This window comes from Bacillota bacterium LX-D, assembly GCA_031628995.1.
Lineage (GTDB): Bacteria > Bacillota > DUOV01 > DUOV01 > Zhaonellaceae > JAVLUO01.
The window spans coordinates 1-23,833 of record JAVLUO010000015.1 but is presented as its reverse complement, the minus strand read 5'-3'; the positions used below and the strand labels follow the sequence as shown (position 1 = coordinate 23,833).

The following is a 23,833-nucleotide window of genomic DNA, read 5'->3' as shown; positions in this document are numbered from 1 at the left end:
CAAATGGGGGAAACTGAATGAACATTTTAGATAATGTTCCTTACGATAACTTACTATTTTATATTCCAGGTAGTAAGTACACAAAAAGGGAAATAGTTCAGATTTTAAAATCTCATCCGGAAATTAAGTTTGTTTCAATGGTAGGAGTTGATTTAGGAGGAAACGATACAGATGAAAAAATTCCTATAGAATACTTCTTTAAGCATATTGATCAATTTTTAGGTGGGGGCGTGCAAACAGACGGTTCCAGTGTTGTTCTACCAGGCATCGCTACTTTAAATGATGGTAAAGTAGATTTAATTCCAGATTCTTCAGTAAATTGGTTTGTTGATTATAATTATGAGTTTAGAGATGCATCTAATAACTATCCTGTAGGAACTTTGCGCATCCCTTCTTTTTTAATGCATAATGGTATTCGTGTGGACTCAAGGTCTATTTTAGAAAATGCCACTGAAAAATTTAAGCAAGAAATAATGAGCCTCTTAAAAAACAATTCACATCTTACTAAGGAACTACAAATAGATGCTAATGATATCGAAGAAATACAGCTTACTTCTGCTACTGAACTGGAATTTTGGGTAAAAACACCTGACGATAAGGCAGATATTGATGAATTATCGGCTTCTCAGGTTATGCAAGAACAATATTGGAAAAGAACAAAAGGCCAAGTTAGAACTGCCCTAGAGAAATCCCTTATTTTTTTAGATAAATATGGTCTAACAGCTGAAATGGGTCATAAAGAGGTTGGAGGAGTTAAAGCTAAAATCGATTCCGAAGGAAAACATACTCATATTATGGAGCAGCTGGAAATTGATTGGAAATACGCTAAAGCATTACAAGCCGCCGATAATGAATTATTAGCAAGAGCTATAGTCAAAGAAACCTTTCAACATTATGGCTTGGAAGTTACATTTATGGCGAAACCGATTGAGGGTGTTGCGGGAAACGGAGAACACACCCATGTAGGTGTTACTTTGAACCTAAAAAATGGAACAACTAAAAACCTTTTTGCTCCAGTTAATACTAACAAAGACTATTTAAATGTATTTGGTTGGGGGGCTTTAATGGGTATACTTAAAAACTACGAGGTAATTAACCCCTTTATCAGTTCTACTAATGATTCTCTCAACCGTTTAAAACCTGGTTTTGAAGCTCCTATTTGTATTGTTGGTTCAATCGGTCATGATTTAAAAACTCCATCAAGAAACAGAACAGTTTTAGTTGGTTTAATCAGAGATTTAAACAATCCCCTAGCAACAAGATTTGAGGTAAGATCACCAAATCCTCATACTAATACTTATTTGACTTTAGCAGCTATATATCAAGCAATGCTTGATGGAATTAAAAATGCTGTTGAATCCAAAAAAAGTTCTCAAGAGCTGGAAGCAGATTTTTCTAAGCCTGCTGGACAGGATAGTTTTTATTTAGAAAAGGATCGTGCCTATCGTAGCGAAGAAGATGTTTTCGAACACTATTCTGAAATAGAAAGAAATAAATTATTTGGTGTGCCCCCGGCTACGGTTTGGGAAAACTTAGAAAATTTTAGTAAATATCCTGAAAAAAAACAAGTTTTACTTACAAATGAAGTATTTAATGAGGATATTCTTAGGTCTTACTCTTTGGCCACAAGAGTGCGTTGGATTACAGAATTAAAAAACCGTATAATTCCTGAAAATGCAAATTTAATAAGAAGCTTTCAACAACTACATAAGAACGAAACCAATTCAGATCTGGATGAAGTAAGATGGACTAAAATTAGTGAATTAAGAAACTATTTATTGAAAGATACTTTACAGCAAAAATCGCTTTTCACACAACTTTATGAGGCTATTGAAGCGGAAGATTTCGGCCAAGTATCTCGACTGCAATTGGAAATGGCTGATAAGATGGATGAAGTCAAGAAACTATATCATATTTATAGTTGTAACATTCTAGATATGGGGAGTATGCATAATTTCGTGTAAATGGTTTTTCACAGTTTAAAATTTTAATATAAAATATTCCGGCCATATTTCTACACCTAGTTTTATATTACGACATTAGGTTAAACTATAACCGGCTCTTATTCACCGGGAGGATAGGGCGATGTTGGAGAACAACCCAGCGTCCGGTGAAGTTCTGCCGGTAAAGAGTGGGTAATTATCCCCACTCTTTATTTTTACTACCGGGAGAAATAAAGCGATAAACTCCTTCCAATTTCTAACTGGCATTGTCCATTTTTTAGCAGCTTCCATGGTTGCCAGATAAACAATTTTAACAAGTGCTTCATCTGTCGGATAGGCAGTTTTTGTTTTGTTGTAATGTGTCTTTAAAAATGTTTTTTACACACATCTTGTATATCTTCTACAGTTCGACATTTTTGGCTAAATCTTTCATAGTGAGGTTGTCTAAATCTTGCATAAATGATTATCTCCTTAGTGGTAGGTATTGCCATTTACACGCATTGTAGACGTTCTAGCACATGATGAATAATGGCATTGCCATTTGCATTATCTGTTCGATCTAGCATAACAAAATCACCAACAGCAGGGTAATCTGAAAGCTTGCATACATCATGACGAAACCTTCCGGAGATTTCAGTAATTACCTTATATAAGTATATAAGTGTTTATATTGGGAGGAGATCCTTCCTTAATAAAATTAATCCCATGTACCAATTCAATCATAATTCATAGTGTTAAATAACCAACCCGCCATTAGGACTAATAACTTGGCCTGTAATAAAATCAGCATCTTGCGTAGCAAGATAATATACTAAATTTGCAATTTCTTCAGCTTTACCAAGCCTCATCAGTGGTGTCTCTTCCATCAATAATTTTTTATCTTCCTCATTCAAAGAACTCAACATATCCGTTTCAACGGCACCAGGGGCAACACAATTTACTTGGATGTTTGAAGGGCCTAATTCTTTGGCCAACGCTTTGGTAAAACCTATCATTCCCGCTTTAGCAGTAGAATAACTAACCTCACATGAAGCACCGACCATTCCCCAGATAGACGATATATTGATAATTTTCCCTTCCTTATTATTAATCATTTTCGGAACAACCATCTTGCAGCAATTAAACATCCCTTTTAAATGGACATTGATCATTGTGTCCCAATCTTCCTCACTAATATCGGTAAAAAGTTTGGATTGTGATATACCTGCATTATTTACTAAAACATCTATTGCCCCAAGAGTCAGATAAACATTTTCTATCATTTCCTCTGTTTGTACCCTTTTTGTTACATCGGCACGAATTGCAAGTGCTGAATAACCTTGTTCTCTTAGGCTACTCTCTAAGTTCTTTGCTGCCTCTTCAGAATTAAAGTAATTAATAACCACATTGTATTGGTGTTTGGCAAAAATTTCTGCTGTTGCTTTTCCTATTCCCTTTGCCCCACCAGTAATTAAAACGGTTTTATTCATACATTCCCTTCCCCTATACTTTTTATCAGTTCATTTGCAGCAGTGGGGATATCAAGCCGCATGGTACTTTCCATTCAATAAACGGAAATCCTCCCCACAAGCTCTTTTATGAAATAAGACAAATACGAACAATTTTTGATATACTTATAATTATCAATATAAGTTATTTGCGATATAAAGGAGATGATTTAACAATGAAATATATATTTTTCTATAAAACTGAAATTGGGAAAATAGGAATAGCTGAAAATAGAAACGCTATTTCCAATTTATATTTCCCAAAAGAGCAGATCCCTCAGGATGCTGTCATATATGAAACAGAAATACTAAAAGAGGCAGGCAATCAATTGCAGAGCTATCTTTCAGGAGGACTAAAAAATTTTACGCTTCCCCTCGCTCCCGTTGGCACTGAGTTTATGCTGTGTGTTTGGGAAAGCTTGCGCTCTATCCCATATGGCAAAACGCGTAGCTATCAGGAAATAGCACAAAGCTTAGGTAATAAAAAAGCGTCCAGAGCCGTTGGACTTGCCAACAACCGTAATCCGATTCCGATTTTTATCCCTTGCCATCGGGTAATCGGTGCAAATGGAAAGCTGACCGGCTATCGGGGCGGACTGCAGATCAAGACACAACTATTGGAGTTAGAAAAACAATATGGAAATGTTTAAATAAATGGTCAAGTCGAAATCTAACCTAAATTTTTATAGAATCTATTAACTAGTAATAACATCTCGTCATCAAGTCTGTTGAAAGCTTCGGCCATAATAGTTTCAGGTATATTTTTATAATAAGCTTCTGCTATTGCACCAGTTATACAGGCAATTGTGTCACTATCTCCACCAATTGAAATTGCATTTCTGATAGCATCTTCAAAATTATTGGACTCTAAAAATGCAATTATTGCTTGTGGAACACTTCCCTGGCATGACACATCATACGTATACCATGTTCTAATACTCTCAATAGATTCGTTTAAATTGTATTTGAATTTTTCCTCAATGTAATTTTTAATTTCTATTTTAGTTTTGGCGGATCGGGCAAGAAATACTGCAGATGCTGTAGCCTGAGCACCTTTTATACCCTCTATATGATTGTGTGTCACTGCTGCACTCTCTTTAGATTTTTCTAGAACCTCTTCAACACTATTTAAGTATACTCCTATAGGGCTAACTCTCATTGCAGAGCCATTACCCCAGCTATTATACGGCTCATTATTTGCAGAATTGGCCCATTCCAGAAAGCTTCTTCCGTAGCCACTATTTGGATATTTCCTGAACCATTCTTTATACGCTACAAGAAATGGTTTATTATTTAATAGAGCATCCATTGTTGCAACAATCAAAACTGTATCATCAGTAAATGTTGATTTTGGTGAGAATAAATCAAATGTCTTTACCTTTATATTATTAAACTCAAAGACAGAACCTACAATATCGCCTATTATTGCCCCTAACATTTAAAACCCCCGCGTTATTACTTTTTTCTTAGTTCTATAAAAGCTGCCCAAAATCCTGTCTGCAATTAACAACGAAATAACTACACAGCGCTACGTTTCGCTTCATTCCTGCACTGGCTTTTTAGGCAGTAGCAAGTATTTTGGAATTCCTTTATAATTAACTTGTAATAATATGTTTTATAACATTTACTTTTATTCTAGAATAATGTTAAAAAATTAGAGGATAGTAAGACTACTATCCTCTTAAAATTTACTTGTTGTTAATTTTGCTTAGAAACATTTACTACGAAGATATCACATTTCTCGCAAAATCGGTGGAGTTTTCTTGAAACCCTTAGTTGTAATTAGTGCATAGACGATTCCAATTGCCAGCCATGTGAACCCTACTTTTAAGGTTAAAGGAGATAAATGAATCCATAGATAAAAACAAATAATAAACCCTAATGCAGGAATTAGCAGATAACTAAAGAAATTTCTTTCTTTTTTACGGAAAAAATAATAGGCAATAACTGATAAATTCACACACATAAAGCCTGCCAAAGCCCCAAAATTCATTAGTTCTGCTACAAGGGAAATAGGAAGAATAAGAGCACCAATTACGCTAACAGTACACATGAGAATGATATTGTAAATTGGTGTCTTGAATTTAGGGTGTAAGTAAGTAAAAAACTTTTTAGGCAGTACTTCATCGCGACCCATACCAAACATCAAACGGGAAGCACTGGCCTGGCCAGTTAAGCCCGCAGTTAAAGTGGAAACAATTACCGCAGCTGTATAAAGAGTAGCAAGAACTGTACCTCCAGCAACTTTGGCAATATCGAAGAGCGCCGTATCCGCCGATGGGTAAGTACTCACATCAGGCCAGACAAGTTGTGCTACATAAGCTTGAACGATGAATAATAATCCGCCCAAGAGGCAAGAAAGAATAGCGGCTTTCCAGATATCATCTTTAGGATTTAAGGCTTCCTCCGATAAGGTTGTAATAGAATCAAAACCTAGAAACGAAAAGCATGCCATGGCCGCCCCGGAAATAATGGCAGTGGTAGCAAAAGTTTCGCTATTAAAGAAAGGTTTAATAGAAAATAATGTTGCTGTACCGGTACCACCTAAAACCGCTTTAACACAATAAATAACAAAAATAGCAACTACAATTCCCATAAAGAGAACAAGAAGATTATTAGTTTTGGCAGCCATTTCGATTCCTATAATATTAACTATAGTGATAATAGCGGCAATTATTAATACCCAAGCCCAATAAGGTACAGCAGGAATTAAGGCATTGGCATAGGCTGCCCCCACCATGAAAACAATTAAGGGAACTAAAACATAGTCCATAAACATAGCCCAGCCTGCAAAAAAACCTAGATGAGGATTTATAGCTCGCTGAGTATAAGAATAGGTAGAGCCAGCTATTGGGAAAGCTGAGGCCATCTGTCCATAACTATAAGCTGTAAACATCATCGCTATCATAGCAACGACATAGGCTAGAGAAAGCATACCTCCAGTCGTGACACCGGCGTAGCCATAAATATAAGCTGGTGCAATTGGAGTCATAAAAGCTATGCCATAAATAACTAAATCCTTTAGCTTTAAGACACGCTTTAATTCTTGTGAGTAGCCTATTTTCTCCAGGCTAACAGTAGATTCACTCATTAAAACAAGCTCCTTTCTTAGTATTCACTACACCATTTAATTGCTATTACTTCTCTTCCTTCTGTTTGCTTAATATATTTATTACTTCGTCGGCGCTCATTACTTGGCAATAGATTTGGTTCATAATCATAATTTCTGCATCATGTAACTCCTGAGTGGCGGCACAGCAGCAGTCTTCCACTAAGATTACTTCAAATCCTACATCAGCTAAGCTTCTTACAGTGGAAGCAACGCATTGGTCTGTAACAACCCCTGTAACAACAACCCATTCAATACCCATATTCCTAAGGATTCTTTCATAGTTGGAGCCGGTAAGGACACTATCAGTTGTTTTTTCCACCACAATTTCATCATCCAGGGGTTTTAGTTCATCAATAATTTCCGCTCCATAAACCCCAACAGGAAGTAGTATATTGTTCCAACCCGGTCTTCTTTGTACCGGAGATCTATCCCTTCCATCCTTATGATAGCAAGCAATTCTTCCAAAAGTCACTTCCAACTTGTTTTTACGGAAAAAATCTAATAATTTCTTATTATTAGGAATAACAATATTCTCCAGACGGTTATAAAAATATTCCCATTTGTCCCACATACCCTTATTCCGGGCATCATCGGCATCACCATAATCCTTATTTACGAACTGGTTCTGCATATCCACAATTAAAAGTGCTGTTTTTTGGGGATCTGGTGCAATGGGGGCTGCATCAGCAGGTACGAATTCATAGTATAATGTTTGTTGTTTTTTGCTATCCATAACGATTTCCCATCTCCTTAATCTAGTTTTTAAAAATTCTGCGACACTTACAATTCCACGCCTGTCCAATTTAAACATAAAAAAATGCCTGAGCCTATACTCAAGTCATTAAAAAAGCGTTTACATCATAAATACATGCAAACCGTAATGAATGATAGCTCTCCACAAATCAAAAATTTGTGACAGTCTTGCATATATTCTATGCAAAACCAGCTATACAGCATTAAAGCATCTGCTGTATGCTTCGGCAAAATTTCCTTTCAAACTGCTTCACAGTGCTTACCTCCACAGCTCTACTTTTAAATTTTGCGCCTCTAAATCAGTTATTCACTTTTTTATAATAAATATATAATAAATATATACTAATTTTTTTAATTAGCAAATAGTTTTTTTAAATTAATAAAACCTAGAATAAAAGTGCTATTTAGGCGAGAAAAACCTCTTTTTGCAGAATGTCGCATTGTTACAAAAAAACTAGTTGTTGGCACAACTAGTTAAATTGATTAAACTAACTTAAAGTAATTTTTTTAAAACCACCACTCATGTCAGCTATTTCTGCCTCTGCTTCTGTTAAGTAACAAACTGCTAAGGTTTGGCCTGTTTGCTCATTATAAATTTTTTTAAGGTCTGGCATAGTTTTAAATGCATTATCTAGAGCTTCTTGACTTTTATCAAATACTACTTTGCCCTTAATACGTATCCACTCACCCTTAGAGTTTGTAGTGCAAACCTCTACATTAGGATTTACAGTTAATTGCTTGTATGATTGTTTATGATTGCCCATACCAAAATACAATTTACCTTCATATTCCATAAAGAAACCAAAGGGTCTTACTCTTGGCTTATCGCCATCAACTGTTGCAAAATAAAATGTTGGATTTTCAGTCAAAAACTTTAATACTTCTTCCACTTAAAACATCCCCTTTAAATATATTTTATTTGCGTACTCATATTATAATGTGTTATTGTAATAATACAAGTACGATAATTTTTAGTATTTAATATCATTTTTTATACTATTGAAGGTGATTTATTATGGAAGATAATCTCTTACTATTTGGCAAGTGTCCCGTTACTACTACGCAAAAAATTATTAGTGGAAAATGGGCTATTATTATTTTTTATCATTTGCGCACTGGAACTAAAAGATTTGGTGAATTACAAAGACTTATTCCAGGCATTACTCAAACCATGCTTACGAAACAACTTCGCAGTCTCGAGGACTATGGTCTCATAAACCGCGTAGTTTATCCAGAGGTTCCTCCTAAGGTAGAATATTCTTTAACTGAAATCGGTGAGAAATTTATGCCTGTTTTAGATGCTTTAGAAAAATGGGGAAATGAGTATATAAAAATATCTGCCTCTAGCTGCATTAAGGAACAAAAATAAACGAATGCACCGCATATTTTATATAGGAACTGCCCCTCTGATATGCTTTAATTTCTGCCAAAAAGGCTTCTCCGTATTTTTCAAGTTTTGCCTGCCCAACACCAGAAACCTCTAGAAATTGTGCCCTGGTAGTCGGCATCCGAAGACACATATACACATATCCCTAAGAGCAACATCAGCAAATACGATATATGCTGGTACCCCCTGGCTAAGAGGTAAACCCAAAGTAGTCTTTTAGTAAACTTAACTTTTCCATAGGAACTCAAATCTCCCCTAATTTCCTAATTGTTTGGCTCATCGTCTAATTATTGTATTTTAAATTTGGATACTAATTTTAAAAGGTTTTCCGAATATTTTTTCGAATTAGTTGCTTGCAATAGCAGCTCATTAGATTTTTCTGTAATCTGCATTGCTCCTTGAGCAATATCATTCGTACCCGTTGCCCCGTCATTAGTTGCCGAAGTAATTTCTTCAATTGCCTTCATCATATTCTGAATGGAAGCTTGCAGCTCTTCCGCCGTAGAGCTAAAGTCCGATACTAATATATCCAAGTTTTTAGCATCATTATTATACTCATCTGAAGCTTTTAACATTGATTCATAATCGTTCTCAACATTTGTGGTTACAAATTCCAAAAGTTGAGTTGAATTATTTGATAAATTATCTACTGAACTAATAACTGTTTGAATAATACTTTGAATTTTGCTGGCAGTGTTTTTTGATTCTTCGGCAAGTTTTCTTATTTCATCAGCAACAACTGCGAAGCCCCTCCCAGCTTCTCCTGCTCGTGCAGCTTCAATTGCTGCATTTAAAGCTAGCAAATTAGTTTCGGCAGTAATCTGCAAAATTGCATCTGCTAGTTCATTAATCTGTGTTACAGCTTTAGACTCCTCTAAGGCATGGTCTAGCTTTTCCTTTGTCTGATTTAAGATTAAATTGCTATTTTCAATAGTAGAAGCAAGATTAGATTTTAATGTAATGGCCCTTTGACTTATTTCTTTAACAGATACTTCACCTTTTTGTGCTTTAGTTGCAATAGACTCAACAGCTGATACTATTTCCGTTGCTATAGCATTCATTTCCTCAGTTGAGGCCGCCGTCTCTTCCATGCCAGCTGAGATTGCTTCAGTTGTCGAAGATACTTCAGCTATTTGCTCATTTAATGAAGACATATGTAAGCCAACAGTATTAGCCGCATCAGCAACATTATGTGCTTCTTGAATAACACCATTGATAAAACTTTTAACTTGTAATTGCATTTCATTTAGAGCATTCGCCAATAAGCCAATTTCATCTTTTGAATCCAACTTTATTTCCTGGATGTGAATTTGACCATTGTCATCCTTTTCAAAAGCTTTGACCAGTTTAATAATTGGGTCAGATATTTTTTTACTTATAATTAAACCAACTGCGCCCATTGCTAGGACTGAAAGGATCACAAAAATCGCTACAGCAGCAATATTCTTCTCTAAATTTTTCTTAAGTTCTAAACGTTTCTTATCTACCATTGCATTAATATCATCAACATAATTTCCAGTACTTACTACCCAATTCCATGGTTTAAACAACCGGGAGTATGCTTTTTTAGGGCTTAGTTTGCCAGTACCTACATCTTGTGGTTTTTCCCACATAAAGCTTGTATACCCAGAGTTTTTATTATCTCTTGCAGCTTCTATAACCCCTTTAATTAAATAAACTCCATTGGGGTCTTTAGTGTTAATCCTATTATTTCCTTCTTGTTCTGGCAGCATAGGATGGGCAACAAGTATTCCATCTGTATGATCAATCCAAAAATATCCATCCTTACCATACCGTAGTTCTTTAATTGCTTCTTTGGCCGCCTCCTGGGCTTCCTTTTCAGTCAATTTACCTTGTTTATAAATATCATAGTATATATTCAGGACGCTACAAGCTGTCTCAACTTCGTTCTTAATCATTTCATCATAATCATCAAATAATAATTTTTCTATAGCTGCAGTTTCAGTTTTATTCAAATTCACAAGATTAAAAATGCTATAAGCCCCAGAAATTATGATAAATACAGAAGAAGTAATTAAAAATGCAAGTAAAATCTTGTATTTTATTTTTCTCATTGTTACTCTCCCCTAGGAAAAATTTGAAATCATTAGTAGTTTAATTGTAAAAGTGTCAAATACTTGATATTATACTACTACTTTCCGACCTATTTGTATATAGGATAGGGGAAATTATCCATTCCGTCCACATATTCTGGGACATTCCTAATCATCAGTTTGTATCTTTATTTCCAAATAGTTACTTTAATTCCTATAGCGGCTTTCTTTCATTAATTTCCGCATTCGATGCTAATCTCATTAAATACTTCCAGCAGCTTATTGATACCGATTTTTTGCTTTTCATCATCAGTAGCATCTATGACAATTTCACCATTATGCATCATTAAAATTCTATTTCCGTAATTTACTGCAAATTTAAGATTGTGTGTAACCATAAGGGTTGTAATACCTTTAGATTTGATGATACTATCCGTAAGCTCCATGATATTTTCCGAGGTTTTAGGATCTAATGCAGCTGTATGCTCATCTAGAATGAGCAGGTCGATTGGCGTCATTGTAGACGTTAATAAGGCCAAAGCCTGGCGCTGTCCACCAGAAAGTGCCCCAACTGGCACATTAATTTTATCTTCCAGGCCAAGTTTTAGTTGCTCTAGCAAGGATTTATAGTAATCCGTTCGTTTTCTGTTTACTCCTGCTGAGAGGCCATAACTTTTCCCTTTATGATCTGCCAGCGACATATTCTCAAGAATACTCATATTAGGACAAGTACCCTTTGCCGGATCCTGATAAACACGTCCAATAAATTCAGCACGGACATGCTCTCTTTTTTCTGTAATATCCTTCCCACGTAAAATTACATTTCCGCCGTCTATTCCAATGCTACCGCAAATAATATTGAGCAAGCTAGATTTACCAGAGCCATTGCTGCCTACTATAGAGATAAACTGTCCCTCTGAAACCTTAAGATTAAAGTCTGAAAACAGTACAGATTCGTTGATGGAGCCCTTGTTATATGTTTTATAAATTTGATTAAGGGTGAGCAATTTTATTCCTCCCTAACCTTAATTATTTTTCCATTAGCAATCAGTGCAATTAGAAATAATACTGCCGTAATCAGACGAATATCCGCATTATCAAAGCCTACCTCAAAAGCCACTGCTACACATGCCTTGTATATTATTGAGCCGCCTAAGACCATAGTAGTAGGCTTAAGAAATTTTAATGGTTTAAAAACATTTATACCAATAATTACAGCTGCAAGTCCTATAACTATTGTTCCTGTACCCATAGTTATATCGAACAGCTTTTGCTGTTGGCAGACAACGGAACCAGCCATTGCCACAAATGCATTGGAAATAGCCAATCCAATAATTTTAACAATACCATAATCTTTAGCAATAGCAGTTACAAAATGTTTATTATCTCCTGTTGCTCTTAGTAGAAACCCTGATTTGGTGTTAAGATACCAATCCATGGCAAACTTCATTACAAGAGCAACAATAAATACAATAAAAAGGACTACAAAGCCAGACAGTTCCTGGGGAAAAAAATTTGCTAACCCGCTATTGAATATTGTATCTTGATCAAAAATTGGTATATTGGCGCTCTTTCCGGCTATGCGATAATTTATTGAATAGAGTGCTGTCATGACAATAATACCGGATAAAAGATCATTAACCTTTAATTTAACATGTATAATGCCTGTAAGTAAGCCGGCACAAATACCGACAGCAAAAGATAATGCCAGTGCAATCCATGGATTGACTCCAGCTGTAAGTAAAACAGCAGTAACGGCAGCCCCAAGTGGGAAACTGCCGTCAACTGTCAAGTCGGGAAAGTTCAATATTTTATAGCTTATGTAAACACCTAGAGCCATTATGCCATATATAAAACCCTGTTCAAGAACACCTGAAATAATTTCAAACATGTTTATGCCTCCAATATTATCCTGCCTTTTATTTCACAATTTGTGCTGTAGCTTGAAGTTTTTCAGGCAAGGAAAGGCTTAAGCTTTTCATAACGCTTTCATTAACAACTAATTTGCTTTCTTGAATTGTTTCCACAGCTATATTGTTAATATCCTCACCTTTTAGTACTCTTGCCGCTATTTTACCAGTCTGAATACCAAGCTTCACATAATCAATGCCCTGAGAAGCAACACATCCATTTTTAACCTGTTCTTCTTCTGAGCCAAATACAGGAATTTTCTTGGCATTTGCTTTACCTAAAACAGTTTGAAGATTAGAAACAATCAGGTTATCTGTGAGATTCGTTAAACAATCCACCTTTGCTAAAATATTGTCAGTCGCCATCGGAATATCTGCCTGTGATGCCACTCCGACTTTAACAATCTCAAAGTTAAACTTGGCAGCAGCAGCTTCATACATTGCAATCTGAGTTGCAGAATTTGGCTCGCTAGTATTGTAAAGAATACCTATTTTTTTCGCATTTGGCATAAAGTCTCGAATCATTTCCAGTTGTTTTTCCACCGGAATAACATCACTGGTACCTGTTGCACCTTTACCTGGTTTTTCAAGGGTATTTACAAGTTTAGCAGCAATGGGATCGGAAACAGCTGAGAAAATAACAGGTATTTTCTTCTCAGTTGCAGTCGTATAGGCTGTCTGTGCCGATGGTGTGGCAATAGCACAAATAAGATCATAATTATTGCCAACAAAGCTTGTTGCAATAGTATTTGCTGTTGATATTTCTCCTTTAGCACTCCTGTAATCAAAGGTTACATTTTTACCCTCAATAAAACCCTCTTCTTTCAGCCCTTCAATAAAGCCCTTACGGCAATTATCTAGGGATGGATGATCGGCAATTTGGGTAATTCCTATTTTATATTTTTTTTCTGATTCTTTTGTTCCAGCTTCTGATGATTCATTATTAGCCTTAGTACATCCAGCTAACATTCCTATAAATAATGTAGCGCAACACAGCCCTGCTAGAGTTCTACTTAATGACTTTTTCATTTTTCAACTTTACCCCCTTAGATTATAAAATAAAAAACCCTTATCCCTAAAGGGACAAGAGTAAATTCCTGCGGTACCACCCAAATTGGTCTAAAAACCCACTTAATAATGTACTGACATACATTCTCACTTTGTAACGAGCTGAGATCTCGTCAAGGCCTACTCTAAAATTAAAAACTATTTCGGCCTGCCCTCATAAGTCCATTCAGTAAAGCCTACAATATCGCAATCCCACCATTTTGCGACTCTCTGTAAAAGTAAAAGCTTTCTTACTAATCTTATTCATCAGTTTAATTATTAATTTTTCTACATTCTAATATGTGTTTAATAATTTGTCAAGCATAACTTTTTTGCTTTGTGTTTATTCTGTACCAATGAAATATCATCCACTAACATAAAGTTCAGCTGCGGCACATATTCGGACACTGTTTCGTGAACATATCCTAGCATTACATTTCGCCCTCGAAGGGTCTACGCCCATCTATGGCAGCCTTATATAAGTCAAGTAATCTGTATATATCCATTTATTCCCTGCTTTCGTTTTATATTTATCATTTAATTATATAACAAAAGTTTCCATTTAGTCATCTAAAATAAGTTTAAAAAGCCAAAGCAGTTTTGCATAAAGCTCCAAAAATTCGTTTAGTGCCATGGCAACAAACAGCATCTCCGGTCATAACACATATATCTTTAAGTTAACATTCTTATCTGGAGCCAGTACCGACAAACGTTTTTTCTTTTCTTCATCTATGCCGTTATCAACAAACTCAATCTCCCGGTCTCCCATCAAAGCGTGGCGGATATCGTAGCAAAAGCCCAAAATCCTTGCACGGGCACTATCATAGTTAAAAAATTTATCCTCGTTTCCTACCACGGTATGCAATGCCCGGGTCATGACTCCCATCCTGAATCAAGTCTAATTCAACCATTTAGGCCACTCCTTCCAATAATATTTCGCTCATTTAAGAGGAAATACAATCTTAGTTAAAAGCTTGCTTTCCGGCACTTCTGCAGGAGAATTGTAATAAAACTCATAAGATACTCCCGTCGGTGTATAACCATTTTCATCTATCCACTGCATCATGGCATTATAAACCGGCTCTATCTGGCTGTAAGGGCCCTTATAAAAACAAGACACCTGTTTCCCCGCAGGAATTTCACTTGATTTAATTTCGCCTATTCCAGCAAGGGGCTTCGCAACAGGGAATCCCATCTCAACATCAAGATTTTCCATATCCATGTTGTAATAAGCGGCAAAAGCTGCGTCTAATGGTTTTTCACCAATCTCATTCAGATACTGGATGATAGCTCCATATGCTTTGCCTAATTCTTGCGGCAAATTTCCAACTGCTGTCCTTGTTCGCATAGAAAGTACAGGTTGAGCTGGCTGTTCAGTCAATTCGAATTTATAATCCATTGTGTTTTCCTCCTTTGACTTTTTCTTAATTATACCAGTCAAAACATGACAATGTATGTCCTTGTTCTAAAAAATATCCAAATATATGCAAAAAAATTTTCAAAAAAGCTCCAGTCTTGAAAGACTGGAGCTTCAGATTGCTTGCCAGTGCCGCATTGCTAATATGCTTCATATTGTTGATAAACTGTTGATAAATAATCCAGAAAAACTACAATAATACATCAGTAATCATGCCACACCCCACTTTTTTGTCTATATCAACTTTCTATCCTTGCATTTGAAGGTTTAACCCTTTTCCTTAAAGATAAAAAAAGCAGCAACAGGGGAATAATCATCTGGAAGGGAATAGAATAGTAAGGCCAGACCTTTTCAGCCCAACTGAACATTTCAAGCACATTTTCGTATACCCATATCGAAAGTACAACGCAAAAGGTTGTTATTGCTGTAGTCAACTTCCTGTAGTCACTGATTCCTAACACCTGACTTAAAGCCTTTGCCGCTGCATATATACAGACGGAAATCTTTATCCCACCCCCTATCAGCAGGTTGATATCAACGAGCGGCTCCACATTCAGGCCTGGAATAAGCAGTGATATTAAATGGGGCACGAAAGTTGCCCGCTGCATCAAATTACTCCCCAAGACGGTTATATCCATGATAAAAAGCAAAAGGCTCAACACAACCAAAAATAGCGCCGATAAAGCTGCAATCTTTTTCAGGTTTCCTTTCTTATTCAAATGTGGAAACAGCATAAGGAATGCGACTGTTTCTCCAAACGGAAAAGTAATAAAACCAAAAGCTGCATTCCATACAGGTCCCATGCCATTTTCCAGCATCGGAAGAAAAGCTGTGAAATCATGGGTGGTGATAAGCGATAGGAAGATAATAAGAACTACGACAGGCAACACGGGTACGAACAATTCACTTAACCTTCCCATCACCTCCACCCCGCTGTTTATTGCATAAACCAAAATGGCCGCAAAAATCCCGATAACTACGATCATAGGGGTTTCAGGAATGGTCACCGAAGCTATAAACTCCCCAAAGTTTCTGAACACAAGGGAAGCTATGTGGATAAAATACCATATGTACAGGATGGAAACCGCATTCCCAACAAATTTTCCAAACCTGTCCCTCAAAATTTCCACCAGCGTTCTTGAAGGGTTTAATAATGCAATGGCTACATAGATCCCCATCAGTAAAGCACCACCCACCCCTCCAAGGAGAATTGCCAGCCATGCATCATTTTTTGCACTCGACGTAGGATGTAATATCACCGTGCTTCCAAAGAGGAAACCGAATAATAGCAGGAATAACTGTATGCTGGATATTCTGGCTTTTTCCACTACTTTACCACTCCCATCATTTTCAATATCCCTTCGATCCATTTAGCAGGGCTGGCAGGCCTTTTGCCTGCTGCCAGAAGCAGGCTGACAGCCAAGCTTACCGCCATCAGGAAAACATAAATTGTAAATACTCTTGCCTGTTCCTTTTTCCTTATAAACCTTTGCAAGTCATATAAAACCAAAATTATAAATACTGCCAGGATGATTGCCATAACTCTATCCGTCCTTCTTGATTGGCCCTTTGATAACCCCAGTTCGTTTTATTTTGGCATCCACCTGGATGTCCGCTGGCAGTTTGCTGAAAGTGTCATTCCAGCTGTCCTTTGCCTTTTTCCAGTACTGAGGGTGGTATTTATGCACCTGCGTGCCGAAACCGAAAATATCGCTTGAATAATCCTTTTGTGTCCTGTTCAATGCCATTCTGATTTCTCTCTTTACTTCTTCGCCTAGAGTTTTTTCCAGCCTGTGCAAGTTATCAGGCGAATCCAGCTTTCCTTTTGCTTCATATTCTCCTACATTGGCTTCCAGTCCGACCTGGATGCTCAACATGGCAGGTTTGCCATTTTGAAATTCTACTCCAACTTTTCCGTTTGACCGTATTAATTCCATAGATATTTTACCGCCATCTGCAGGGATATTCACAATGGTGCTTTCCACTTTGTCTGCAGCAAACAAGTATCCCCGTGTTTCGGATGGATCCAGCCAGCCCGCCAGCTTTCCATCCCTGAAAACTGAAGCACCTTCCGTTCTGACCTTCTTTTCCCCTGCCTTTGTTATTTGACCAATGACAGGCTGTTTGCCGTTGTCACCCATATCCTTTATTAAATCAATCAGCATTATCCGCTTTACCGTTCCCCGTAAAACTGTATTTTCCACCGTTTCCTTTATATACATGGCTGGTATGGGATCCATGTCGGTTTCCATTTCAAGAATTTCTTTTGATGTGGATTTTTTTGCCACGAGGACATCCATTTTATATTCCACCTCATGATCCCGCTGCAAAAAGTCCATTACTTCGGTAATTCCTTCTTTTGCAAGCCTTTCTCCAATAATTAAAACCTGGGTTGTACTTAAAAACAATCTATTGTCAACTACGGACAGCATACTCCTTAAAGCGTCAAAAACCGTTTCACCTTCATAAGACTCAACAAATACAGGTTCGGGCTGTGTTCCTCCGCCTTTTCCTTTTCCTGATGACGTTGATTGGATAGCGGCGGGTTCCACCACCTGGACAGTCACAAGCACCTTTCCGTCTTCCGACCTGTCGACCCCCAGTGCCGTCACCATGTTGATTTCCGTCAAATCCCTGTTGTTCCAGCAGCCGGTCAGGAGCAAAGGTAGCATTAATAAAACGGCAAGTATGCCCATTTTCACAGCATATTTATCTTTCCTGCATTTCACCGCTTTGACCTCACCTCCTGGCGTTTTATCCCTGCAGCATTTTTGGTTTCCTCCTGCCGCAGTATCCACGGCCTTGTTACCATTGCCCAGATTGGCACCACAACCAGGGAATCTTTAAGGTCGGAAGCCGTAAGCGGTGAAAAAGGTGCCATATAAGGGATTCCAAAGGAGCGCAGCCTGCAAAGGTGTACAAAAACAGCCACGAACACAAAGGATATTCCAAGGAAACCCAGAAAATTTGCCGCAACCAGGAACACAAAGCGTATTAGCATGGTTGCCCTGATCAGTGGTGGAACTACAAAACTGCATACGGCCGTAATGGCAACAATGATCACCATAAGGTTGCTGGCAATCCCTGCCACAACCGACGCCTCTCCCAGCACAATGGCTCCGACAATGCTCAATGCCTGGCCTATCGGCCTTGGCATACGGACACCTGCTTCACGGAGGAGTTCAAATGCCACTATCATTAATACCGCTTCGGTGATCGGTGAAAAAGGTATCCCCTGCCGTGAAGCCGCCAGTGTAATCATCAGCTTGAACGGAATTACCGTATGATGGAAGCCAACCAACGCTACATACATTCCTGGCATTAAATTTGATATCAGCAGTGCAAGCAGACGCAGCAGACGCATAAAGGTAGCAAAAAAAGCATGGTCATAGTAATCATCCGACGCCTGCAGAGACTCTATAAAAAGATAAGGAGCCGTAAGGACATAAGGCGTCCCGTCACAGAAAATTGCCACCCGTCCTTCCAGCAGCTTTCCTGCCAGTTTGTCGCACTTTTCGCTGTTTCCCACCGTAGGGAAAAGGGACAGCCGGCTGTCGGAAATAAATTGCTCAATATACCCAGAGTCAAGGATTGCATCAGTTTTGATTTTTTTGAGCCTTTTTCTTACTTCCTTGACAATCTCCTGATTGGCAATTCCCTTAATATAACAAATGCAAATATCGGTTTTGGTCTGTTCTCCCAACTGCATCATCTCCAACTTCAGGTTCGGGTTCTTAATCCTTTTGCGAAGGAGAGTGGTGTTTGTAAGCAGGTTCTCGACAAAGCCTTCCCTTGATCCCCTTATAGAAACCTCTGTGTCGGGTTCTGCTACCTGCCTGCCCTGTGGGGCTTTCACCCCGATAACCAATGCCCTGTCTTCTCCATCAATAAAAAGCAGGGCTTCTCCTGACACGATATTGTCCACTGCCTGCTGCATATTTTCCGCTTCTTTTATATCGTTGTTGTTGACAACGCATTCTTTAAGCTGTTCATATATGCGGCTCCTTTTATCCTGCAATTTTGTATTTGAAAAATAGTCGAGAATCGGACGGACCACATCCTGGTTTAACACCCTTTTGTCTACAAAACCGTTGATATATGCTACTAACATCCTGATAGAACCGTCTTCCCCGCATACAATTTCCCGATGCATGAAATCACTGCATTCGGAAAAAACTTCATTAAGCCTTGATTTTACTGCTTCAGTTGTTTGTAGTATAGGTTCATTTGTATCATTACAGATGTTATCGATGTCAGCGTTTTGCTTCACCATCCCGTTACGTTTTCTTGTTTTCCCAAACATATTCTTATCACCCGTTTTACAGTATAGCCAATATCTTGCTATTGCATACACTGATTATGCCTTTCAGGCAGTCTGCAATATACAATGCAATCTGCGCGCAAAAAAAATAAAAGCCCTGTCAATAGAGCTTCTATATTTCAACATTCTTTATATGGCAATTTCATCAATAATTCCACTATAGCCAAGCACCAAATTGTCCTTTTCCTTTTTAGCTTTTGTAGAGGCAAGGCTTGCAAGGTTTATCAGGTTTGTAACTGTTTTGTACATATTTCCCTTCCTCGGATTACGCCTTTCCCCCCCTGCAATTCCTGCAGAAATGCCAATATGTATATTCCCATAGAATTCATGCTGCTTTACCTTGTTTAATATATCTTGTGCCAATGCTTTACAGTTTTCTGCACATACTTCAGTCAAAAGAGCAAATTCATCACCACCATACCTGCAAAGGTATGTCCCTTCTGGTGCATTGTCCTTAAGGATTTGTGCAATTTCCTTTAAAATATTGTCCCCCACGGTATGTCCAAACTCTTTATCTATATATCCAAAATTATTGACATCAAAGAATACTATTGATATTTCACTGCCGTGTTCCAAGAATTTTAGGCAATTGTATATAATATAGTCGCTTTTGTACAGTCCAGTCAGCAGATCAATATGTTTGCTGATTTCAACATTAATTGCATTTTTAGTTACAATTCCGATTATTTTATCATCCTGAGTAGCCAAGAGAATGTCAGTTCCTTGGCCTTCTAATAACTCCTTTGCTTCCCAGACAGACTCGTCAGCCTCAATATATTTATAACTTCCAGACATAGCATCTAGTACAATCCTATTTGGGTGAGTTTTTATCAAATCACTCCTTGTCAGGACACCGATGATTTTTCCGTTGTCAGTTACAGGGAAACAGTCTGTCTTGTTTTTTTCCGCAATATCCTGTACTCGCCTGATTCCACAAAAAGCATCAACCGTATCGTAATCTTTAAGCATGATTTCAAAAACTTTCCTTATCATAAGTCTATAGACTTGCTAATCTGGAGTACAATATTAACCTGGGCTTTTACTATTGTCGACTCGTTAGCAACCTTGCCTCCCTCCTCCAATAGTAGTTCAATCAACTTCTCCTTTGGGAGTATATTGAAAAGAGCTTTCCTTACCACCATCGCCTCTATTACAGAATGGTCTAGCTTTATGATTTCATACTGTTCTGGAGATAATATATCTACCATGCGTCTTGCTGCCTCTGGCCCAATTGGTGCCCGCCTTCCGACAATGAGGACATCCTGCATCGGAGGCATTTCAAATTCCGACATTCGCATGGTGATTTCAGCTTTTTTCGAGCTATCTACATTTTTTGACATTTATTTCCCTTCTTTTGCTTTATTTAAAGATTATTTTATCATAATTTGAATAATTTTACTATTTCAAATCCAATGAGTTTCCCTTGACCTACTGAAAAAAAGATTAGAATAAGCAAACCCATCGATGGATTGTAAAAACCCTCGGTAACCGGCAATTTTAGGGGGTCAGGCCGATTATAGGAAAACAGGAAGCCAACATCAGCTTCCTGTTTTTGTATGCATACCTTCCCATGCATCGTTATTTTCTTCATCTATTACAAACAGGTCGAATATTCACACAAGCCCAAACGTACCGGAATGTGTTGCCGCAGATGAAGTGGTCGGTGTTGAATTTGATGACGGATGGGGCGATCATGTCCAGAAATTCTTGAATGCGCACGTGGTCCCCTGGTACAAACTTGATTTTGCTTTGTTTTTCCATGAGTATCTTTTCCTTTCTTTGATAATTTTGCAGCTTAATGAATCATTTGAGCAATATCATTCAATAAATTCCTTTCTGTTTATGGTATAGTTACACTCAAATGATAAAGTGAAGGAGGTATCCAATTGCCAAATGAAGTTCGAACCGTTTGTTACGATGCGGATTTGAAAATTGAAGCCTATCGTTTTGAAGGCATCAGGCAGAAGTTCCCCAATCATTTTCATGACTACTACGTCATTGGCTTTATAGAAAACGGCCGGCGCTATCTTTTGTGCAAGAACCAGGAGTATATCATCAACCCCGGAGATATTACAATCTTTAATCCACGGGACACCCATGCCTGCGAACAGGTGGACAGGAAAACGCTGGACTACCGGTGTATCAATATCCAGCCGGAGGTTATGATGAAGACCGCGTTTGAAATCACCGGAAGAGAGTACCTGCCCAACTTTACCCAGGTGGTTCTCTACCGCAGCGAGCTGGCCGCTTCCCTTCGGGAGCTGCACATGATGATTTCCCAGGGGGAAACAGACTTTAAAAAAGAAGAGCTTTTCCTGTTTCTCATCGGGCAGCTTATACAGGAATATTCGGATACGGCTCCCGCCAGCTTCGTACAGGAACCGGCGCCTGAAATCAAAACTGTATGCGATTATTTGGAGGAAAACTATGCAAAGACCATCAGACTGGATGATTTGAGCGCACTGGCGGGATTGAGCAAGTACCATTTTCTGCGTTTCTTTACCCGGCAGAAGGGGATTTCTCCCTACAGCTACCTGGAAACCATCCGCATCGGCAATGCGAAAAAGCTCCTGGAGCAAGGGATTTCCCCCGTGGAGGTTGCTTTTCGAACAGGTTTTAGCGACCAAAGCCATTTTTCAAACTTTTTTAAGAAGCTGATTGGTTTAACGCCCCGTCAATACATGCGGATATTTACCGACGAAGCCGAAGCACAGCGGCCAAAGGACAAGGGGGATTTATGATGGAGAACCCTCGTACTATGGCTGCCGGACACCTGTCGGCCCTTGTCACCATTTTGATTTGGGGGACCACCTTTATTTCTACAAAAATCCTGTTGACGGACTTTACCCCCTCTGAAATATTGTTTTTTCGGTTCAGCATAGGCTACATTGTGCTGCTTCCGGCGTATCCCCATTTTCTTAAAGCCAAGGGAATTCATGAGGAGTTGCTTTTCATGGGGGCAGGGCTTTGCGGTGTTACCCTGTATTTCTTGCTGGAAAACATCGCCCTTGCCTACACCCTTGCCTCCAATGTAGGTGTCATCGTGTCCATTGCGCCTTTTTTCACCGCGGTTTTGGCACACTCCTTTTTAGAGGGAGAACAGCTTCGCCCGCAGTTTTTTGCGGGTTTTATCGTCGCCATTACAGGTATCCTGCTTATCGGATGGAACGGAAGTTTCATTTTAAAGCTCAGTCCTGCCGGGGATATATTGGCTGTCCTCGCCTCTGTGGTTTGGGCGGTTTATTCCGTTCTCATGCGGAAAACAAGCAAGCTGGGCTATCATACCATCGGGTGCACCCGCAGGGTATTTTTTTACGGGCTACTTTTCATGATTCCCGTGCTTTTTCTGTCGGACTTCACTCTGAACTTTGACCGGTTCACAAAAGCCTCCAATCTGCTGAACATTTTATACCTGGGATTGGGAGCTTCGGCGTTGTGTTTTGTCACATGGAATTGGTCGGTAGGAATTTTGGGCGCTATAAAAACAAGCGCCTACATTTACATGGTGCCTGTGATCACCATTGCGGCATCCTCCCTGATCCTGCATGAAAACATCACAGGGATGGCTCTGACAGGCGCACTCCTTACCTTAATAGGACTGTTCCTTTCAGAAAGAAAAGACAGAAATGAAAAAACAAATTTAAAGGAGGTCAAATCCCAATGACCAATCAGGAAATAAAGTGCGTCCTCATCTTAGACGAATCCCTTCCAGCGGGGATTCTTGCCAATACTGCCGCAATATTGGGCATTACCCTTGGCCGGCAGGCTCCTGAATGTATTGGTCGGGATGTCATGGACGCTTCAGGTCATGTACATATGGGCATTGTTACATTGCCCGTACCCATTTTAAAAGGAAACAGGGAAATGCTGAAAGCCCTGCGGAAAAAGCTTTACACCTCCGACTACAGTGATTTGACGGTGGTGGACTTTTCCGATGTGGCGCAAGGCTGCAACACTTATGATGACTATATGCGCAAGGCAAAATCCACGGGGGAAACTGACTTTACCTATTTGGGAATTGCGTTATATGGCAGCAAGAAAAAAATCAACAAACTGACCGGAAGCTTGCCCTTATTAAGATAATTGCTTCATTTTTCATAAATAGAGCAGCCATTGAGTTGTCCTTTGAGCCAATGGTTGCTTTTTTATGCGCACCTATATGAGCCACTCCTCCTAAAAAATCATCTTCCTACTGGATGCCTGAGCACTGTTTTCATGCGCTCCGGCTTACTCTTCCTCGGGTCCGAAAGATATATCTCGTGGTGTTTTCCTCCGATACCAAGCCTGTCCTTTAAGCCTTCCTGTGCGATAAAAGCATCAATTTTCTTCATCGTTTCAGGTTCGGTCGAATACGGTCCAATGTGCATTATCTGTACGCATAAGCCTTCATCAAAAGCCTCAA

The 23,833-nt window shown here is 38.6% G+C and carries 25 protein-coding genes, 2 pseudogenes, 1 riboswitch and 1 other annotated feature; of the genes and pseudogenes, 6 read left to right on the top strand and 21 right to left on the bottom strand.

Annotated features, from left to right (window positions below; all coding sequences use genetic code 11):
* The first annotated feature begins 17 nt into the window (after positions 1-17).
* Positions 18-1,964 carry a glutamine synthetase gene (locus RDV78_10565; GenBank protein ID MDS1030883.1) on the top strand — a complete coding sequence of 649 codons (1,947 nt, stop codon included), beginning with the start codon at positions 18-20 and terminating at the stop codon, positions 1,962-1,964.
* Between the two features lie 207 nt (positions 1,965-2,171).
* Here RDV78_10565 and RDV78_10560 read toward each other — a convergent pair.
* The 3 genes and pseudogenes from RDV78_10560 to RDV78_10550 all read right to left on the bottom strand — a co-directional run bounded on the left by RDV78_10560 (position 2,172) and on the right by RDV78_10550 (position 3,412).
* Positions 2,172-2,294, bottom strand: a pseudogene (locus RDV78_10560) (IS256 family transposase).
* A 155-nt stretch (positions 2,295-2,449) separates the two neighbouring features.
* Positions 2,450-2,578 (bottom strand): annotated as a pseudogene (locus RDV78_10555) (ribosome small subunit-dependent GTPase).
* Positions 2,579-2,677: 99 nt separating this feature from the next.
* On the bottom strand, positions 2,678-3,412 hold the full coding sequence (locus RDV78_10550) for an SDR family oxidoreductase (protein MDS1030882.1): 735 nt from the start codon (positions 3,410-3,412) through the stop codon (positions 2,678-2,680).
* A 194-nt stretch (positions 3,413-3,606) separates the two neighbouring features.
* On the opposite strand from RDV78_10550, the gene RDV78_10545 reads away from it, so the two are divergent.
* The gene (locus tag RDV78_10545; GenBank protein ID MDS1030881.1) at positions 3,607-4,080 is read left to right on the top strand and encodes a methylated-DNA--[protein]-cysteine S-methyltransferase; all 474 of its coding nucleotides are present in this window, start codon (positions 3,607-3,609) and stop codon (positions 4,078-4,080) included.
* A gap of 20 nt (positions 4,081-4,100) precedes the next feature.
* On the opposite strand, the gene RDV78_10540 is transcribed toward RDV78_10545, so the two are convergent.
* The 4 genes from RDV78_10540 to RDV78_10525 all read right to left on the bottom strand — a co-directional run bounded on the left by RDV78_10540 (position 4,101) and on the right by RDV78_10525 (position 8,185).
* Positions 4,101-4,868, bottom strand: coding sequence for an ADP-ribosylglycohydrolase family protein (locus tag RDV78_10540; protein MDS1030880.1), 768 nt, complete (start codon positions 4,866-4,868; stop codon positions 4,101-4,103).
* A 294-nt stretch (positions 4,869-5,162) separates the two neighbouring features.
* Positions 5,163-6,521, bottom strand: a complete 1,359-nt coding sequence (locus RDV78_10535) for an APC family permease (GenBank protein MDS1030879.1) — start codon at positions 6,519-6,521, stop codon at positions 5,163-5,165.
* 46 nt (positions 6,522-6,567) lie between these two features.
* Complete coding sequence (locus tag RDV78_10530; GenBank protein MDS1030878.1) at positions 6,568-7,275, bottom strand: cysteine hydrolase; 708 nt, start codon at positions 7,273-7,275, stop codon at positions 6,568-6,570.
* Positions 7,276-7,422: 147 nt separating this feature from the next.
* Positions 7,423-7,600: riboswitch (Lysine riboswitch) on the bottom strand.
* A gap of 183 nt (positions 7,601-7,783) precedes the next feature.
* Positions 7,784-8,185: a pyridoxamine 5'-phosphate oxidase family protein gene (locus RDV78_10525; protein ID MDS1030877.1), complete on the bottom strand. Its 402-nt coding sequence runs from the start codon at positions 8,183-8,185 to the stop codon at positions 7,784-7,786.
* Positions 8,186-8,310: 125 nt separating this feature from the next.
* Between RDV78_10525 and RDV78_10520 the strand changes: the two genes are divergently transcribed.
* Positions 8,311-8,664 carry a helix-turn-helix domain-containing protein gene (locus RDV78_10520; protein MDS1030876.1) on the top strand — a complete coding sequence of 118 codons (354 nt, stop codon included), beginning with the start codon at positions 8,311-8,313 and terminating at the stop codon, positions 8,662-8,664.
* Here RDV78_10520 and RDV78_10515 read toward each other — a convergent pair.
* The 13 genes from RDV78_10515 to RDV78_10455 form a co-directional block, all read right to left on the bottom strand.
* The gene (locus tag RDV78_10515) at positions 8,648-8,803 is read right to left on the bottom strand and encodes an HRDC domain-containing protein (protein ID MDS1030875.1); all 156 of its coding nucleotides are present in this window, start codon (positions 8,801-8,803) and stop codon (positions 8,648-8,650) included. The genes RDV78_10520 and RDV78_10515 overlap by 17 nt on opposite strands.
* Positions 8,804-8,969: 166 nt before the next feature.
* Positions 8,970-10,757, bottom strand: coding sequence for a methyl-accepting chemotaxis protein (locus tag RDV78_10510; GenBank protein ID MDS1030874.1), 1,788 nt, complete (start codon positions 10,755-10,757; stop codon positions 8,970-8,972).
* A gap of 212 nt (positions 10,758-10,969) precedes the next feature.
* Positions 10,970-11,743, bottom strand: a complete 774-nt coding sequence (locus RDV78_10505; GenBank protein MDS1030873.1) for an ATP-binding cassette domain-containing protein — start codon at positions 11,741-11,743, stop codon at positions 10,970-10,972.
* A 2-nt stretch (positions 11,744-11,745) separates the two neighbouring features.
* Complete coding sequence (locus RDV78_10500) at positions 11,746-12,627, bottom strand: ABC transporter permease (GenBank protein ID MDS1030872.1); 882 nt, start codon at positions 12,625-12,627, stop codon at positions 11,746-11,748.
* A 28-nt stretch (positions 12,628-12,655) separates the two neighbouring features.
* Positions 12,656-13,675 (bottom strand): ABC transporter substrate-binding protein, encoded by a 1,020-nt coding sequence (locus tag RDV78_10495; protein ID MDS1030871.1) that lies wholly within the window; start codon positions 13,673-13,675, stop codon positions 12,656-12,658.
* A gap of 47 nt (positions 13,676-13,722) precedes the next feature.
* Positions 13,723-13,970, bottom strand: a binding site (T-box leader).
* 378 nt (positions 13,971-14,348) lie between these two features.
* Positions 14,349-14,570 (bottom strand): hypothetical protein, encoded by a 222-nt coding sequence (locus RDV78_10490; GenBank protein MDS1030870.1) that lies wholly within the window; start codon positions 14,568-14,570, stop codon positions 14,349-14,351.
* 63 nt (positions 14,571-14,633) lie between these two features.
* On the bottom strand, positions 14,634-15,092 hold the full coding sequence (locus tag RDV78_10485; GenBank protein MDS1030869.1) for a GyrI-like domain-containing protein: 459 nt from the start codon (positions 15,090-15,092) through the stop codon (positions 14,634-14,636).
* A 257-nt stretch (positions 15,093-15,349) separates the two neighbouring features.
* Positions 15,350-16,438, bottom strand: coding sequence for an endospore germination permease (locus tag RDV78_10480; GenBank protein MDS1030868.1), 1,089 nt, complete (start codon positions 16,436-16,438; stop codon positions 15,350-15,352).
* Positions 16,438-16,650 carry a hypothetical protein gene (locus RDV78_10475; GenBank protein MDS1030867.1) on the bottom strand — a complete coding sequence of 71 codons (213 nt, stop codon included), beginning with the start codon at positions 16,648-16,650 and terminating at the stop codon, positions 16,438-16,440. The genes RDV78_10480 and RDV78_10475 overlap by 1 nt, the downstream gene beginning before the upstream one ends.
* Positions 16,651-16,654: 4 nt before the next feature.
* A complete protein-coding gene (locus RDV78_10470; protein MDS1030866.1) occupies positions 16,655-17,839 on the bottom strand; it encodes a Ger(x)C family spore germination protein in 1,185 nt (394 codons plus the stop codon).
* On the bottom strand, positions 17,836-19,413 hold the full coding sequence (locus tag RDV78_10465) for a spore germination protein (GenBank protein ID MDS1030865.1): 1,578 nt from the start codon (positions 19,411-19,413) through the stop codon (positions 17,836-17,838). The genes RDV78_10470 and RDV78_10465 overlap by 4 nt, the downstream gene beginning before the upstream one ends.
* 147 nt (positions 19,414-19,560) lie before the next feature.
* Complete coding sequence (locus RDV78_10460) at positions 19,561-20,424, bottom strand: GGDEF domain-containing protein (GenBank protein MDS1030864.1); 864 nt, start codon at positions 20,422-20,424, stop codon at positions 19,561-19,563.
* Positions 20,421-20,771 carry a hypothetical protein gene (locus RDV78_10455; GenBank protein MDS1030863.1) on the bottom strand — a complete coding sequence of 117 codons (351 nt, stop codon included), beginning with the start codon at positions 20,769-20,771 and terminating at the stop codon, positions 20,421-20,423. The genes RDV78_10460 and RDV78_10455 overlap by 4 nt, the downstream gene beginning before the upstream one ends.
* 546 nt (positions 20,772-21,317) lie before the next feature.
* On the opposite strand from RDV78_10455, the gene RDV78_10450 reads away from it, so the two are divergent.
* The 3 genes from RDV78_10450 to RDV78_10440 are packed head-to-tail and all read left to right on the top strand — an operon-like array spanning position 21,318 to position 23,514.
* On the top strand, positions 21,318-22,172 hold the full coding sequence (locus RDV78_10450; GenBank protein ID MDS1030862.1) for an AraC family transcriptional regulator: 855 nt from the start codon (positions 21,318-21,320) through the stop codon (positions 22,170-22,172).
* Positions 22,172-23,095 (top strand): DMT family transporter, encoded by a 924-nt coding sequence (locus tag RDV78_10445; protein MDS1030861.1) that lies wholly within the window; start codon positions 22,172-22,174, stop codon positions 23,093-23,095. The genes RDV78_10450 and RDV78_10445 overlap by 1 nt, the downstream gene beginning before the upstream one ends.
* On the top strand, positions 23,092-23,514 hold the full coding sequence (locus RDV78_10440) for a DUF2000 domain-containing protein (protein MDS1030860.1): 423 nt from the start codon (positions 23,092-23,094) through the stop codon (positions 23,512-23,514). Before RDV78_10445 ends, RDV78_10440 begins: the two co-directional genes overlap by 4 nt.
* 98 nt (positions 23,515-23,612) lie before the next feature.
* Here the strand turns inward: RDV78_10440 and RDV78_10435 are convergent.
* Positions 23,613-23,833, bottom strand: a 221-nt coding sequence (locus RDV78_10435) for a GyrI-like domain-containing protein (GenBank protein ID MDS1030859.1), incomplete at its 5' end; no start/stop codon positions are given.

Bases quoted from the DNA above. Each gene is read 5' to 3' on its own strand.
- RDV78_10565 (MDS1030883.1), top strand. From the start codon at position 18: ATGAACATTTTAGATAATGTTCCTTACGATAACTTACTATTTTATATT.
- RDV78_10550 (MDS1030882.1), bottom strand. From the start codon at position 3,412: ATGAATAAAACCGTTTTAATTACTGGTGGGGCAAAGGGAATAGGAAAA.
- RDV78_10545 (MDS1030881.1), top strand. From the start codon at position 3,607: ATGAAATATATATTTTTCTATAAAACTGAAATTGGGAAAATAGGAATA.
- RDV78_10540 (MDS1030880.1), bottom strand. From the start codon at position 4,868: ATGTTAGGGGCAATAATAGGCGATATTGTAGGTTCTGTCTTTGAGTTT.
- RDV78_10535 (MDS1030879.1), bottom strand. From the start codon at position 6,521: ATGAGTGAATCTACTGTTAGCCTGGAGAAAATAGGCTACTCACAAGAA.
- RDV78_10530 (MDS1030878.1), bottom strand. From the start codon at position 7,275: ATGGATAGCAAAAAACAACAAACATTATACTATGAATTCGTACCTGCT.
- RDV78_10520 (MDS1030876.1), top strand. From the start codon at position 8,311: ATGGAAGATAATCTCTTACTATTTGGCAAGTGTCCCGTTACTACTACG.
- RDV78_10515 (MDS1030875.1), bottom strand. From the start codon at position 8,803: ATGCCGACTACCAGGGCACAATTTCTAGAGGTTTCTGGTGTTGGGCAG.
- RDV78_10510 (MDS1030874.1), bottom strand. From the start codon at position 10,757: ATGAGAAAAATAAAATACAAGATTTTACTTGCATTTTTAATTACTTCT.
- RDV78_10500 (MDS1030872.1), bottom strand. From the start codon at position 12,627: ATGTTTGAAATTATTTCAGGTGTTCTTGAACAGGGTTTTATATATGGC.
- RDV78_10495 (MDS1030871.1), bottom strand. From the start codon at position 13,675: ATGAAAAAGTCATTAAGTAGAACTCTAGCAGGGCTGTGTTGCGCTACA.
- RDV78_10490 (MDS1030870.1), bottom strand. From the start codon at position 14,570: ATGACCCGGGCATTGCATACCGTGGTAGGAAACGAGGATAAATTTTTT.
- RDV78_10485 (MDS1030869.1), bottom strand. From the start codon at position 15,092: ATGGATTATAAATTCGAATTGACTGAACAGCCAGCTCAACCTGTACTT.
- RDV78_10475 (MDS1030867.1), bottom strand. From the start codon at position 16,650: ATGGCAATCATCCTGGCAGTATTTATAATTTTGGTTTTATATGACTTG.
- RDV78_10465 (MDS1030865.1), bottom strand. From the start codon at position 19,413: ATGTTTGGGAAAACAAGAAAACGTAACGGGATGGTGAAGCAAAACGCT.
- RDV78_10460 (MDS1030864.1), bottom strand. From the start codon at position 20,424: ATGATAAGGAAAGTTTTTGAAATCATGCTTAAAGATTACGATACGGTT.
- RDV78_10455 (MDS1030863.1), bottom strand. From the start codon at position 20,771: ATGTCAAAAAATGTAGATAGCTCGAAAAAAGCTGAAATCACCATGCGA.
- RDV78_10445 (MDS1030861.1), top strand. From the start codon at position 22,172: ATGGAGAACCCTCGTACTATGGCTGCCGGACACCTGTCGGCCCTTGTC.
- RDV78_10440 (MDS1030860.1), top strand. From the start codon at position 23,092: ATGACCAATCAGGAAATAAAGTGCGTCCTCATCTTAGACGAATCCCTT.